This is a genomic window from Ruegeria sp. ABD4_443 (assembly GCF_056160865.1).
On record NZ_JBSWYA010000006.1, the window covers coordinates 116317 to 130029 of the forward strand.

Annotated in this window: 13 protein-coding genes and 1 riboswitch; of the genes, 9 read left to right on the forward strand and 4 right to left on the reverse strand. The window is 60.7% G+C overall.

Annotation, left to right across the window (positions count from 1 at the left end):
* The first annotated feature begins 41 nt into the window (after positions 1–41).
* The 8 genes from ACXAG8_RS13115 to ACXAG8_RS13150 all read left to right on the forward strand — a co-directional run bounded on the left by ACXAG8_RS13115 (position 42) and on the right by ACXAG8_RS13150 (position 7409).
* Complete coding sequence (locus ACXAG8_RS13115) at positions 42–872, forward strand: arsenate reductase/protein-tyrosine-phosphatase family protein (protein ID WP_475225980.1); 831 nt, start codon at positions 42–44, stop codon at positions 870–872.
* A 31-nt stretch (positions 873–903) separates the two neighbouring features.
* Complete coding sequence (locus ACXAG8_RS13120; RefSeq protein WP_475225983.1) at positions 904–1902, forward strand: ArsJ-associated glyceraldehyde-3-phosphate dehydrogenase; 999 nt, start codon at positions 904–906, stop codon at positions 1900–1902.
* Complete coding sequence (gene arsJ, locus ACXAG8_RS13125) at positions 1899–3185, forward strand: organoarsenical effux MFS transporter ArsJ (RefSeq protein WP_475225987.1); 1287 nt, start codon at positions 1899–1901, stop codon at positions 3183–3185. Before ACXAG8_RS13120 ends, arsJ begins: the two co-directional genes overlap by 4 nt.
* Entirely contained in the window at positions 3182–4216 is a 1035-nt protein-coding gene (arsB, locus tag ACXAG8_RS13130) for an ACR3 family arsenite efflux transporter (protein WP_475225994.1), read from the forward strand. The genes arsJ and arsB overlap by 4 nt, the downstream gene beginning before the upstream one ends.
* Before the next feature lie 87 nt (positions 4217–4303).
* Positions 4304–4513, forward strand: a riboswitch (cobalamin riboswitch).
* A 209-nt stretch (positions 4514–4722) separates the two neighbouring features.
* Entirely contained in the window at positions 4723–4860 is a 138-nt protein-coding gene (locus tag ACXAG8_RS13135) for a hypothetical protein (RefSeq protein ID WP_475225997.1), read from the forward strand.
* On the forward strand, positions 4860–5618 hold the full coding sequence (locus tag ACXAG8_RS13140) for a metal ABC transporter ATP-binding protein (protein ID WP_475226000.1): 759 nt from the start codon (positions 4860–4862) through the stop codon (positions 5616–5618). Before ACXAG8_RS13135 ends, ACXAG8_RS13140 begins: the two co-directional genes overlap by 1 nt.
* A complete protein-coding gene (locus ACXAG8_RS13145; protein WP_475226007.1) occupies positions 5611–6513 on the forward strand; it encodes a metal ABC transporter permease in 903 nt (300 codons plus the stop codon). Before ACXAG8_RS13140 ends, ACXAG8_RS13145 begins: the two co-directional genes overlap by 8 nt.
* Positions 6510–7409 carry a metal ABC transporter solute-binding protein, Zn/Mn family gene (locus ACXAG8_RS13150; protein ID WP_475226010.1) on the forward strand — a complete coding sequence of 300 codons (900 nt, stop codon included), beginning with the start codon at positions 6510–6512 and terminating at the stop codon, positions 7407–7409. Before ACXAG8_RS13145 ends, ACXAG8_RS13150 begins: the two co-directional genes overlap by 4 nt.
* Positions 7410–7506: 97 nt before the next feature.
* On the opposite strand, the gene gyrB is transcribed toward ACXAG8_RS13150, so the two are convergent.
* Positions 7507–9924 carry a DNA topoisomerase (ATP-hydrolyzing) subunit B gene (gene gyrB / locus ACXAG8_RS13155; RefSeq protein ID WP_475226014.1) on the reverse strand — a complete coding sequence of 806 codons (2418 nt, stop codon included), beginning with the start codon at positions 9922–9924 and terminating at the stop codon, positions 7507–7509.
* 102 nt (positions 9925–10026) lie between these two features.
* Complete coding sequence (locus tag ACXAG8_RS13160; RefSeq protein ID WP_475226683.1) at positions 10027–10599, reverse strand: TetR/AcrR family transcriptional regulator; 573 nt, start codon at positions 10597–10599, stop codon at positions 10027–10029.
* Positions 10600–10698: 99 nt separating this feature from the next.
* On the opposite strand from ACXAG8_RS13160, the gene ACXAG8_RS13165 reads away from it, so the two are divergent.
* Positions 10699–11265, forward strand: a complete 567-nt coding sequence (locus tag ACXAG8_RS13165; RefSeq protein WP_475226017.1) for a carboxymuconolactone decarboxylase family protein — start codon at positions 10699–10701, stop codon at positions 11263–11265.
* Between the two features lie 32 nt (positions 11266–11297).
* Here ACXAG8_RS13165 and recF read toward each other — a convergent pair whose 3' ends face one another.
* Positions 11298–12395 carry a DNA replication/repair protein RecF gene (gene recF, locus ACXAG8_RS13170; RefSeq protein WP_475226690.1) on the reverse strand — a complete coding sequence of 366 codons (1098 nt, stop codon included), beginning with the start codon at positions 12393–12395 and terminating at the stop codon, positions 11298–11300.
* Positions 12396–12452: 57 nt separating this feature from the next.
* Positions 12453–13574 carry a DNA polymerase III subunit beta gene (gene dnaN, locus ACXAG8_RS13175; protein ID WP_475226021.1) on the reverse strand — a complete coding sequence of 374 codons (1122 nt, stop codon included), beginning with the start codon at positions 13572–13574 and terminating at the stop codon, positions 12453–12455.
* Between the last annotated feature and the right edge of the window lie 139 nt (positions 13575–13713).

The following is a 13713-nucleotide window of genomic DNA, read 5'->3' on the forward strand; positions in this document are numbered from 1 at the left end:
ATCATATTGCGGAAATCCTTTATTTCGATAAAACGCGAAATATGGAAACAACGATCCCTCTCCGCCTTTCGGTCCTTGGACATGCGCAACGCCTTGCGGTGTTCCGGCTGCTTATGCGCCGGTATCCCGACAAGGTCCCCGCCGGTGAGATTGCCGCCGCGCTGGACGTGAAACCCAGCACGCTGTCCTCTTACCTGTCTGCATTGATGCAAGCGGGGCTGGTGACGCAATCCCGCGATGGGACGTGGCTGTTCTATCAGGCCGACATGGGCGGGATTCGCGAAACGATGGATGCGCTGTTCCTGGACTGCTGCCGCGGTCGCCCCGAAATCTGTCTTAGCGTTTACCCTCATGACGATCCGGAGAACACACCGATGACTGACACGACCTATGACGTATTGTTCATCTGCACGGGAAATTCCGCGCGCTCGATCTTTGCCGAATGCCTGTTGCGCGACGCCGGCAAGGACCGCTTTAACGTCTATTCCGCAGGGACCAGACCCAGCTCGGAACTGAACCCGTTCGCGGTGGAGGTTCTGCGTGCGAAAGGGCACGACGTCGAAACGCTGCGCTCCAAGAATGTCAGCGAGTTCATCGGGGAAGATGCCCCCCAGTTCGACTTTGTGTTCACCGTCTGCGACCAGGCCGCAAACGAAGAATGCCCGGCCTGGGAAGGGCAGCCGATTTCCGGCCATTGGGGCATGCCGGACCCCGTCAAGGTCTCGGGAACCGAAGCGGAAAAGAGCCTTGCCTTTCAACAGGCCTATGGAACACTGAAAAACCGCATTCGGGCGTTTTCGGCGCTGCCGATCCAGCAGCTTGACCGCATCTCGCTGCAAAAAGCCGTCGACGATATCGCGATCAACCACTGATCCGCGACGCCAAAGGAAGAAAGAGAATACGATGACTGTCTATGCGTTGAACGGCCTTGGCCGGATGGGAAAACTGGCCCTCAGGCCGTTGCTGGAAAGCGGCGCTGAAATCGCCTGGATCAACGATGCCGTCGGCGATCCGGCGATGCATGCGCATCTTCTGGAATTCGATACCGTGCATGGCCGTTGGCAGGCGGCTTTCGCCGCGGATGCGGACGCGATCACCATAGATGGCACACGCCTGCCGGTGCACAACGCCAAGCGGATCGAAGACCTGCCGCTGGATGGTGTAGATGTGGTGATCGACTGTACCGGCGTCTTCAAGACCGAGGCCAAGCTGGCCCCCTATTTCGAGGGTGGCGTGAAAAAGGTGATCGTGTCTGCCCCCGTCAAGGATGGCAACGCAGCCAATATCGTCTATGGCGTCAACGAAGACACATACGACCCCGCGCACCACCGTATCGTGACCGCAGCCAGTTGCACGACCAACTGTCTTGCGCCGGTCGTCAAGGTGCTGCACGAGGCGCTGGGAATTCGTCACGGCGCGATCACCACGATCCACGACGTGACCAACACGCAGACCATCGTGGACCGACCCGCCAAGGACTTGCGGCGCGCCCGCTCGGCGCTGAACTCGCTGATCCCGACCAGTACCGGCAGCGCCACGGCGATCACCCTGATCTATCCCGAACTGACCGGCAAGCTGAACGGTCACGCGGTCCGGGTTCCGCTGCTTAACGCGTCGATCACCGATTGCGTCTTTGAAGTCGAACGCGAGACCACCGCCGAGGAAGTCAACGCCCTGTTCAAATCCGCCGCCGAAGGACCTCTGTCAGGCATCCTGGGCTATGAGGAACGGCCGCTTGTTTCGGCCGATTACACCAACGATCAACGCTCTTCTATCGTGGACGCACCCTCGACCATGGTGGTGAACGGCACGCAGGTCAAAATCTACGCCTGGTATGACAATGAAATGGGCTATGCGCACCGTCTGGTCGACGTCGCGCGCATGGTGGGCGAAGGATTATGACCGCAACCGGCAGACCTGGCGGCAAGCCATCCGGGCTGTCGGCCTATGTGGCGGTCACGGCCGCCTATTGGGCCTTTATGCTGACCGATGGCGCCCTTCGGATGCTGGTGCTGCTGCACTTTCACACATTGGGTTTCACACCGGTTCAACTGGCCTATCTTTTCGTACTGTACGAGTTCGCGGGCATGGCCACCAACCTTTCCGCAGGCTGGATCGCCGCGCGGTTCGGCCTGGCCTCGACGCTGTATGCGGGGCTGGGATTGCAGGTCGTGGCATTGTTGGCGCTGGCGCAGCTGGACCCCGGATGGCAAATCGGCTTTTCGGTCGCGTTTGTCATGGTGGTGCAAGGGCTGTCAGGCGTGGCCAAGGACCTTGCCAAGATGTCCTCGAAATCCGCGGTCAAGCTTTTGGCCCCAAAAGATGGCGACGGGCTGTTCCGGTGGGTGGCGGCGCTGACCGGGTCAAAGAACGCGGTCAAAGGCCTGGGTTTCCTGCTGGGGGCCGGGCTGCTGGCGCTGGCGGGTTTCACGGTGGCAACTCTGGCCATGGCCGCGGTGCTGTTCGTGATCCTGATCGCGGTGGCCCTGGCCATGCCTGCTGGCCTGCCTGCGGGTCGAAAAGACGCCAAGTTCTCTGAGGTCTTTTCGAAGTCGTCCAATATCAACTGGCTGTCAGCCGCCCGCGTATTCCTGTTCGGCGCGCGGGATGTCTGGTTCGTGGTCGGTATTCCGGTCTATTTCTACGCCGTCCTGTCGGATGGCACCGAAGAGGGAAACCGGGCCACGTTTTTCCTGATCGGCAGCTTCATGGCGCTGTGGATCATCTTTTACGGGGCCATTCAGGCCTCGGCCCCGCGCCTGTTGCGGGCCGCGGACCGCAGCGAGGCTGATCTGATCGCAGCCGCGCGTCACTGGGCCAGCGCGCTGGCGGCCATTCCGGCGCTGCTGGCGATAGCCGCCTGGGCTGCGGGACAACCCGCATTGTGGCTGACCGTGACGCTGGTATTGGGCCTGCTCGCCTTTGGGGCGTTGTTTGCGGTGAATTCTTCGCTGCACTCATACCTGATCCTTGCCTTCACCAAGGACGAGCGGGTCACGATGGATGTCGGGTTCTACTATATGGCCAACGCAGGCGGGCGGCTTCTTGGCACTGTACTGTCTGGCCTGACCTACCAGCTTGGCGGCGTTCCCGCGTGCCTTGGCACTGCGGCGGTGATGGTGGCCCTAAGTGCATTGGCCGCTGGCCGTTTACAAAAAAACACACAATCCGAGGCTGAGGCATGAGCATTTTCGAAAGATACCTGACCGTCTGGGTGGCGCTGGCAATGATCGCGGGGATCGTATTGGGGAACATGGCCCCCGGCCTTGTCGACGCGATTGCCGCCGCCGAGGTCGCAAATGTGAACCTAGTCGTTGCAGTGCTGATCTGGGCCATGGTCTATCCGATGATGATCGGAGTAAACCCGTCCAGCCTGAAGGACGTGGCCCGCCAACCCAAGGGATTGGCCATCACTCTGGTCGTCAACTGGCTGATCAAGCCATTCACCATGGCGGCTCTTGGCGTATTGTTCTTCGATGTGGTCTTTGCCCCGTTTGTACAGCCTGCGGATGCGCAGCAATACATCGCCGGGCTTATCCTGCTGGGGGCGGCGCCCTGCACCGCAATGGTCTTTGTCTGGTCACACCTGACCAAGGGCGACGAGAACTATACGTTGCTGCAGGTTTCGGTGAACGATCTGATCATGGTCTTCGCCTTTGCCCCGATCGTCGCTTTCCTGTTGGGTGTCACTGACATCGAGGTTCCTTGGAACACGCTGATCCTGTCGGCGGTGCTGTTCGTGGCGCTGCCTCTGGCCGCCGGGCTGTGGACCCGCAGCCGGTTGCACGACGAAGAGCGGATCGCGGGATTCCTCGCGCGGATCAAACCTGTTTCAGTGGTTGGCCTGATCGCCACCGTGGTGATCCTTTTCGGACTGCAGGGCCAGGTCATCCTGGACCGCCCCGCGGTGATCGCAATGATCGCGGTGCCGATCCTGATCCAAAGCTATGGCATCTTTTTTGTCGCCTACGGTGCCGCCTTTGCCCTGCGGGTGCCGCACCGGATCGCCGCGCCCTGCGCGCTGATCGGCACGTCGAACTTCTTTGAACTGGCGGTCGCGGTGGCCATCAGCCTGTTCGGCCTGCATTCGGGGGCCGCGCTTGCGACAGTCGTCGGGGTGTTGGTCGAAGTTCCGGTCATGCTGACCCTGGTCGCCTTTGCCAACCGGACACGCGCGCGGTTCGCACCCGTACCCGCGCCGCAACAGCGGGTCTGAACCGCCCCCCGTTGATCGCGCCGGTTCGCGGAATGACGCGCGTGCCTTGCGGCAAAAATGTTTGTTCTTGTCGAATCAAACCGAATTGTGTTCAGTCGCCGGGATGGTTCCCGCTGGCACACTGCCGGTTGGGATAAAAGGGAATACGGTGCGGCCATGCAAGTGGCCAAATCCGTGACTGCCCCCGCAACTGTAGGCGGTGAGCGACCCGAGATCGTCCACTGGGCATTCGCCTGGGAAGGATCGGGACAGCTTTGACCCGCAAGTCAGGAGACCTGCCATCCGAATTTTAGACCTGGGCGGGGTGTCCCAGAGGGAGATGACAATGTTTCAAGCGGTTCCTGCCGTTCAAACACTTGCACTCGCTTCGCCCCCGTCCGAACGGAGGAGGCGATGCTGTTGTCATTGCAAAACACTGGTTCCCGGCCCTGCACATTCGGCAGCACTCGCTGTGCGTCTCTGGTCATAGTTTCAACTGACCGCACCTTGTCCCGTCGGGGCAGACAATGACACGGCGGGGCGATCACTTTGACGCCGCCACCAGCCGGGGCCGATGCCTGACCGAGCTCAGCGTTCCGGTGCTTGTGGCTGGTGCCCTGATGATGTCGGCGCTGCTTTGGCTCGCCATCTACGCGGTGATCTGATGTCTGCCGTTCTTGAACTCCGCAACCTGTCGCTTGGATACCGCGACCTGACCCTGTTCAGCCGCCTGTCGATGGACATTCAGGCCGGAAGCACCCTGGCCGTACTGGGGGCCAACGGGTCTGGCAAAAGCACCTTTGTCAAAATGCTGCTGGGCCTGATGGATCCGCTGTCCGGCAGCCTGAACTGGCCCAAGGGACGCCCCGCTGAAATCGGATACCTGGCGCAGATGACCGAGTTCGACCGGCGCTTTCCCATTCGCGTGCGGGATCTTGCCGCGATGGGGGCCTGGCGCGGTTTTGGCCATCGGTTCGGGCTGGACAGCGCGGCGCGAGACCGGATGGTTTCCGCGCTGGACGATGCAGGTGTTCTGGATATTGCCGATCGTCCGCTTCACATGCTGTCAGGCGGGCAACTTCAGCGCGCCCTGTTTGCACGGGTCATCATGCAGGACGCCCCGCTGATCTTGCTGGATGAACCCTTTGCCGCCGTCGACCAAAGCACCGAGGCGCATCTGCTGTCCATCATCCGACGGTGGCAGGATGAGGGCCGCGCGGTGGTTCTGGTGGTCCACGACCTGTCATCTGTTCTGGATCATTGCAGCCACGCCCTGCTTTTGGGTGGCCGCGAGGCCACCCATGGCCCCGTAAACGACGTCCTGACCCCGGACCGCCTGGTCGCGCAGGGCTATCTGTCGGAAAGCCAGGCCGCGTGGATGTTCCGAAGCACGCCCCCCGCAGCGGAGACCGCGCATGTTTGATCTTTTCGCTGAAATGTGGGGCTTTGCCTTCATGCGCCGCGCTTTCGTGGCGACCACGGTGCTGTCTGTATCGGTCGCGCCCGTTGGCGCCTTCCTGGTTCTGCGCCGATTGTCGCTGGCAGGCGAGGCCATGGCCCATGCGATCACGCCGGGCATCGTCATCGGCTTTGTCACCGCGGGCCTTTCGGTCATGTCGCTGCTGGTCGGCGGCCTGATTGCGGGGGTCGGCGTTGCCCTATTGACCGCATTTCTGGCCCGCCGCACCATTCTGCGCAGCGATGCCAGCCTCGCATCCCTGTACCTGATCGCACTGGCTGTCGGGATTTTCATTCTGTCGGCGGCAGGGTCGGCGGTGCCGTTGAAAAGCTTCCTGTTCGGCTCGATCCTCGGGATCGACGACGCCTCGATGCTGCTTGTGGGCGGTGTCGCAACGGTGACGCTTGTGGCCTTTGCCTTCCTGTTGCGCCCGCTGATCGTCAGCACCTGCGACCCGATCTTCTTTGAAACCCAGACCCGCCGCCCCTGGCTGGTTGATCAGGGTTTCATGCTGCTGTTGGTCCTGAACCTTTTGGCCGCGTTCAAGACCCTGGGCACGCTGATGGCCGTTGGCCTGATGATCCTGCCCGCAACAGCCGCCCGCTATTGGGCCAGCACCATTACGGCGCAGCTTGTGCTGGGCTTTCTGTTTGCCCTGGCCAGTTGCTGGATCGGGCTTACGCTGTCCTACCTGTTCCCGGAAACACCGTCCGGCCCGGCCATCGTGCTGGTCGCGGGGGCGTTTTTCCTGTTCTCGGCGATATTCGGCCCCCTTGGCTTTGGCAGGCCGTTGCGCAAGCGATCTGCTGCAAAAGACCTTCCCTTGACGCAAATCCAACAAGAAGAGAGTGCGAAATGACCCTGACGAAATCCCTGTATGCCGGAATGGCCTCGGCATTTTTGGCCTTTGCGGCGGTCCCGGCCTTGGCCGGAGACGACCATGTGCACGTCGTCGCCAGCTTTTCGATCCTTGGTGATATGGTGCAAGAGGTCGTGGGCGATCTGGCCGAGGTGACGACAATTGTCGGCCCCGACGCCGACGCGCATGTCTATCAGCCATCGGTTGCCGACGCCAAGGCCGTGGCCAAGGCGGACATCATCTTTGTCAACGGCCTTGGGTTTGAGACCTGGTCCGACACCTTGATTTCAGAATCCGGGACCGAAGCGTCCGTGCATGTTGCCACCGACGGGATCACTCCGGTTGAAGTTGAGGGCGAGATTGACCCGCATGCCTGGAATTCCCTTTCGAACGGCGTGATTTACGTGACCAACGTGGCCGACGTGATGAAACAGGCGATGCCCGAACATGCCGACGAGATCGCTGCCAATGCCGACGCCTACATCGCTGAACTGGAGGCTCTGGATGCGGAAACCAAGGCTAAACTGGCCGTTCTGCCCGCAGACCGCCGAACCGTCGTGACCGCGCATGATGCGTTTGGTTACCTGGCGGACGCCTATGGGATGACATTCCTGGCACCTGTGGGAATCGACACCGAGGCCGAACCTTCCGCGAAAGACCTCGCTGTCCTGATCGACCAGCTCAAGGCCGAAGGCGCGGCGGCGCTGTTTGTCGAAAACATCACCAGCCCGGCCCTGGTTCAGCAGATCTCGGACGAGACCGGCATCGAAATCGGCGGCCGCCTGTTCTCGGACGCCCTGTCTGAACGCGGCGGCCCGGCCACCAGCTATCTGGCGATGTTCAGGCACAACCTGGGCACGCTGATGGACGCCCTGTCGCGCGGCACCGAAAGCTGATCTCCAAACACGGCACAGGGCGTCCCCAAGGGACGCCCTGTGCTTTGGCATTGATGACGGGAAACGACCCCCGGCGAACACAAAATATTAATATTACTCAGAAATCCAGATTCTCGACGCTCAGGGCGTTTTTCTGGATGAACTCGCGGCGCGGTTCGACGACGTCACCCATCAGCTTGGTGAACAGGTCATCGGCCTCGACCATGTCGTCCACCTGAACCTGCAGCAAAGTGCGTGCGTCCGGGTCAAGCGTGGTTTCCCAAAGCTGATCGGGGTTCATCTCGCCCAGCCCCTTGTATCGCTGCAGGGACAGGCCCTTTTCACCTTCGTCCAGAATGGCTCGCAGCAAATCCAGAGGGCCGTGGATGACCTGGCTGCGATCGCGGCGGATCAGTGTGGCTGAGGTGCTATAGACCTCTTGCAGGCTCTGCGTAAAGCTGCCTGTCTTGCGGGCCTCGCCCGAGCGCAGCATCGGGCCATCCAGTGTGCGGACCTCTTCAACGCCGCGCAGGATGCGAGCCAGGCGGATACCGTGATCCTGGGTGATCCGGCCCTGCCAGCCGCGCTCGTATTCCAACGCGATCAGGTCAAGACGGGCGGCAACCTTGTCGGCCACGCCTTGCAGGTCGGCATCAACCGCGCCGGGCACAAAGGCGCCGGCAACGGCAGCTTGTTCCAGAATGTGGCGCGGGTAATGGGTTGGGAAAGCGTCCAGAACGCGCTTCAATTGCCGCGCCTCGTCGACAACGCGGGTCAGATCCTGGCCCACGATCTCTTCGCCCGAGCCAAGCTTCAGAACAGCACCCTCGACACCCTGGTTGATCAGGTAATCGTCCAGCGCGGCCTGGTCTTTCAGATACACCTCAGACTTGCCACGCGACACCTTATAAAGCGGTGGCTGCGCGATATAGAGATACCCGCCTTCGATCAATTCCGGCATCTGCCGATAGAAGAAGGTCAGCAGCAGCGTCCGGATATGCGCGCCATCGACATCCGCATCGGTCATGATGACGATCTTGTGGTAGCGCAGTTTCGAGATATCGAACTCATCCCGGCCAATGCCAGTGCCCAGCGCCATGACAAGGTTGCCGATTTCCTGGCTCGACAGCATCCGGTCAAAACGCGCACGTTCCACGTTCAGGATTTTCCCGCGCAGGGGCAGAACGGCCTGGGTCAGACGATCCCGGCCTGTTTGGGCGGACCCGCCGGCCGAGTCCCCCTCGACCAGAAAGACTTCGGTTTTGGACGGGTCTTTCTCGGAACAATCCTTCAGCTTGCCGGCCAGATAATTCACATCCATCGCCGTCTTGCGGCGCGTCAGTTCGCGGGCCTTGCGGGCGGCTTCGCGGGCCAGCGCGGCCTCGATGATCTTGCCGACGATCCCTTTGGCCTCGTTCGGGTTCTCTTCGAACCACTCGGCCAGCTTTTCATTCATCAGACCCTCGACTGCGGGGCGCACTTCGGACGACACCAGCTTGTCCTTGGTCTGGGATGAGAATTTCGGGTCTGGCACTTTGACCGACAACACACAGGTCAGACCTTCGCGTGCATCGTCACCGGTAAAGCTGACCTTTTCCTTTTTCGCGATCCCGCTGGATTGCGCATAGTTGTTGATGGTCCGCGTCAACGCGCCCCGGAAACCCGCCACATGGGTGCCGCCATCCCGCTGCGGGATGTTGTTGGTAAAGGGCAGCACCGTTTCGTGATAGCTGTCATTCCACCACATGGCGATTTCGACGCCGATATCGTCACGTTCGCCCTTGATATAGATCGGTTCCGGCATCGCAGGCGTTTTCGAACGGTCAAGGTATTTGACAAATTCCTTGACGCCGCCGTCATAAAACAGCTCGGTCTCAAGCCGTTCGGCGGGGCGTTCATCGATCAGGATGATCCGCACGCCCGAGTTCAGGAAGGCCAGTTCGCGCAGCCGCTTTTCCAAAGTATCAAACGAGTATTCGAGGTTCGAAAACGTATCGGTCGAGGCCAGAAAACGGACCTCGGTTCCCGTGCGATCACCGCATTCCTGGACCACCTTAAGGTGTTCGGCTGTCTCACCGCTCTCAAACCGGGCGACATGTTCCTTGCCGTTGCGCCAAACGCGCAGCTCCAGCCAATCGGACAGGGCGTTCACCACCGAAACGCCCACGCCGTGCAGACCGCCAGACACCTTGTATGAATTGCTGTCGAACTTACCGCCCGCGTGCAGCTGGGTCATGATGACCTCGGCCGCTGAAACCCCCTCTTCGGGGTGAATATCCACCGGGATGCCACGGCCATTATCGCTGACGGAAACGCTGGAATCGGCGTGAATTTTCACCGTCACATGGTCGGCGTGACCCGCCAAAGCCTCGTCAATTCCGTTGTCGACAACCTCGTACACCATGTGGTGCAGACCCGAGCCATCGTCCGTGTCACCGATATACATGCCGGGGCGCTTGCGAACCGCCTCCAAGCCTTTGAGAACTTTGATGGAATCGGCGCCATATTCCTGGGGTGCCTGTGCGTCTTCGGACATGCCGTGAGTACCTATATTATTTTGGTAACTTATACGTTTTCTGGTGGGGGTTGTCACGCGCTCCCCCCATATTTTGTGGTTTTGATCCGCTTTATTTGCGTTTCAAAGCCGATCAATATCTGCGGCGATATCCTCGGCGATTTCCAACGCGTTCACGTCGTCACGCTCTGCCGAAAGACGCAGACCCAAAAGATCGGACTGATACCGCGCCGCAAGACGGTCCGGGTCATGATCCGGCGATATCTCTCCGGCCGCCTGCGCGCGGCGGAACAGGTCCGCAAAACAGGCTTTCATCGTGACCATATGGCTGCGCGCCTGGCCCGCCAGTTCGTGATCCTTGGCCTGCAATTCCGCATATGTCTTGGCCAGCATGCAGGCTTTGGTCGGCGCGCCCGATGCGTCGATCACGCGGCGCAACTGGGCCTTGAGCGCACCAAGCGGCCCCAACAGCTGCGCCATCTCCTCCAGGTTGGTCACCCCATCCCGCGCATACCGCTCCAGCGCCATGGCATAAAGCGCATCTTTCGACCCAAACGCCGCGTAGAAACTGCCGGGTTTCAGCTTCAACTCGCGCTCAAGGTCCTTCAGCGACGTACCGGCCCAACCGTGACGCCAGAAAATGTCACGCGCCTGATCGATCAACGCATCGCGGTCATATGAGGGTTTGCGGGGCATCATCTCACCGTTTCTTGAACGTTCGCTCAAATATATACTTGAGTGATCGCTCAAGAAACCCTAAATACGACCAAACGCGCCAAAATCAGGAGATTAGAAATGGCCAACTTCCCGTCCCACGACCTCGAATCCGCTCCGGAAGCGTCCAAACCGCTGCTGGAAAAATCGCAGGCCGCCTTTGGCCGCCTGCCTGGCCTGCACAAGGTAATGTCCGAAAGCCCGCAGCACCTGGAAGGCTATCAGGTCCTGCACGGCCTCTTCCTGCAGACCGATTTCGACAATGACGAGAAAACCGTCGTCTGGCAGACCATCAACGTTGAAAACGAATGCCACTACTGTGTCCCCGCCCATACCGGCATCGCCAAGATGATGAAGGTTTCGGACGAGATCACCGAGGCCCTGCGCAACGAAACCCCGCTGCCCTCGCCCAAGCTCGAGGCGCTGCGCAGCTTCACCCTGCAAGTGATGGAAACACACGGCAATCCGGCCCAGGAACAACTGCAAGCGTTCTTTGACGCCGGTTACTCGCACCGTGCGGTTCTGGACGTCGTGCTGGGTCTGGCGCAGAAGACAATGTCGAACTACGTCAACCACATGGCCAAAACCCCGGTCGATGAGGCCATGCGCGGCTTCCTGTGGGAACGCAAAGTCAACGAACCGGCCTAAAGCGTTTTGCGATTCAACTGAGACAAAGCGATCTAAGCCGACACGACCGAGCCCTCTTCGCCTTCGGTCACGATCAGCGTTTGGGCCCGGTCGCCCAATTCCGCAAACAGTTCAGGCCCGGTGCCCGTCATCCAGGCCTGAGCGCCCAGCGCACAGATCTCATCATAAAGCGCCGCGCGACGCCCGGCATCCAGATGCGCGGCCACCTCGTCCAACAACACGATCGGCGGCGCACCGACGATCCCGGACAGCGCCCGTGCGTTGGACAGGATCAACGAAACCAACAGGGCCTTTTGTTCACCTGTGGAACAATCCTTGGCCGGAACGCCCTTGGCCGCAAACACCCCATACAGGTCTGACCGATGCGGCCCAACCAATGTGCGCCCCGCCGCCAAGTCCCGAAACCGGCTCTCTGCCAGTGCCTCGGACAAATCAGCAACGGTCTCGGGCATGGCCCCTTCGGTTTGAACCAACGACAATTCGGCCGAGGGAAATGCGGTTTCGGCCCGGTCCTGCGCCGCACGCAAATGATCCAATGCTGCAATACGCGCGGCATGAATGCGGTACCCTGTCTCGGCCATCTGCCCCTCAAGCGCCGCATACCAATGGGCATCCCGCACCTGCTCCTTCAACAGCCGGTTGCGTTCGCGCATCGCTTTTTCATACGTCAGCGAAGCCTCGGCATGGGATGGGTCAAAGCTCAGCGCAATCCGATCCAGAAACCGCCTTCGCCCTTCGGCCCCCTCGATCCACAGCCGATCCATTGACGGGACAAGCCAGACCACCCGCGCCAGGTTGCCCAGATCAATCTGGCTCGATGCCTTCTCGTCAATACGAACCTGCCGCGCAGACCCGCCTTCCGACCATGTCTCAACCTCAAACCCACGGCCCAGGACCCGCAGCACCCCGCTCAGCTTCCAGCCCAGCGCCTCTGGCCTGCGCGTCATTTCGGCCGCGCTCGCCCGCCGCAACCCGCGACCGGGCGAAAACAATGATACCGCTTCCAGAATATTGGTCTTGCCCGCGCCATTCGGCCCATGAATGGCCACCGGTCGCCCATCCAGCGACAACCGCGCCAGCTTGTGCGACCTGAAATGCGAGACCGTAAGCTCGGTCAGGGCCAATCCCATGACCCCTCCCTTCATCTTTTCAAAAATACTCCCGCCGGAGGCATCGCGCCTGCGCGATCAGACGCGCATCGGCATAACGACATAGACGGCGCTCTGATCATTTCCTTCGCGCATCAGGGTCGGGTCACCGGCGGAATTGAACATGAAAACGGCGTTCTCGCGATCCACCTGGCTGGCGATCTCAAGCAGGTATTTTGCATTGAACCCGATCTCAAGCCGTTCATCGCCGTACGCCACGGCCAGCTCTTCCTCGGCCGCACCGCTGTCCGGCGCGTTCACCGAAAGCACCAGCTTGTCCCCATCCAGTTGCAGCTTCACCGCACGCGAACGTTCCGAGGAAACGGTTGCCACACGATCCACCGCCTGCGCGAATTCAGCCGCGTCCACTTCCAGTTTGCGGGTATTTCCCTGCGGGATTACCCGCGTATAGTCCGGGAAGGTCCCGTCGATGACCTTCGACGTCAGCGTAATATCCGGCGTCGCAAACCGCACCTTGGTTTCGCTGACCGAAACCGCGATATCCATTTCATCATCGTCCAAAAGCTTGCGCAACTCGCCCACGGTCTTGCGCGGAACAATCACGCCCGGCATGTCCGCCGCGCCCTCGGGCACATCCGCATCAATGCGCGCAAGTCGGTGACCGTCGGTGGCAACACAGCGCAGAACCTTGCCGCCCTCGGGCCCATCCGCCACATGCATGTAGACACCGTTCAGGTAATACCGGGTTTCCTCGGTCGAAATGGCAAATTTCGACTTGTCGAACAGCCGCCGCAACATCGCCGCCGAAGCGGTGAAATTCGACTGGTACTCGGACGAGGCCATGACCGGGAAATCCTCTTTCGGCAACGTCGCCAGGGAAAAGTTCGACCGGCCCGCCTCGACGGTCAACCGGCCCGCCGCGCTGTCGGCTGTCAACGTCACCAGCGCCCCGTCTGGCAGTTTGCGCACGATCTCGTGCAGCGTCGTGGCAGCCACGGTGGTGGCACCCGCCTTTTCCACCTGGGCGGTCGCCTTGTCGACCACTTCGATATCCAGATCGGTGGCTCGGAACAGGGCTTGGTCGCCTTCGGCCTCGATCAGCACATTGGCAAGGATCGGGATCGTGTTGCGACGTTCCACAACGGATTGGGCCTGCGAGACGGCCTTGAGAAGGGTGCCGCGTTCGATGCTGATCTTCATACCCTCAATTCCTCTGACTTGAGTGCTTTCATGGGCGGGACTGGCACGTTAGCGGTTCAGCCCTGAGGCACAAGGATTTTTTATGGTTTTCTGGGTCGGAATGGCCCAAGCGTCAAGGGCCTCGTGCTGCTGCGGGCAC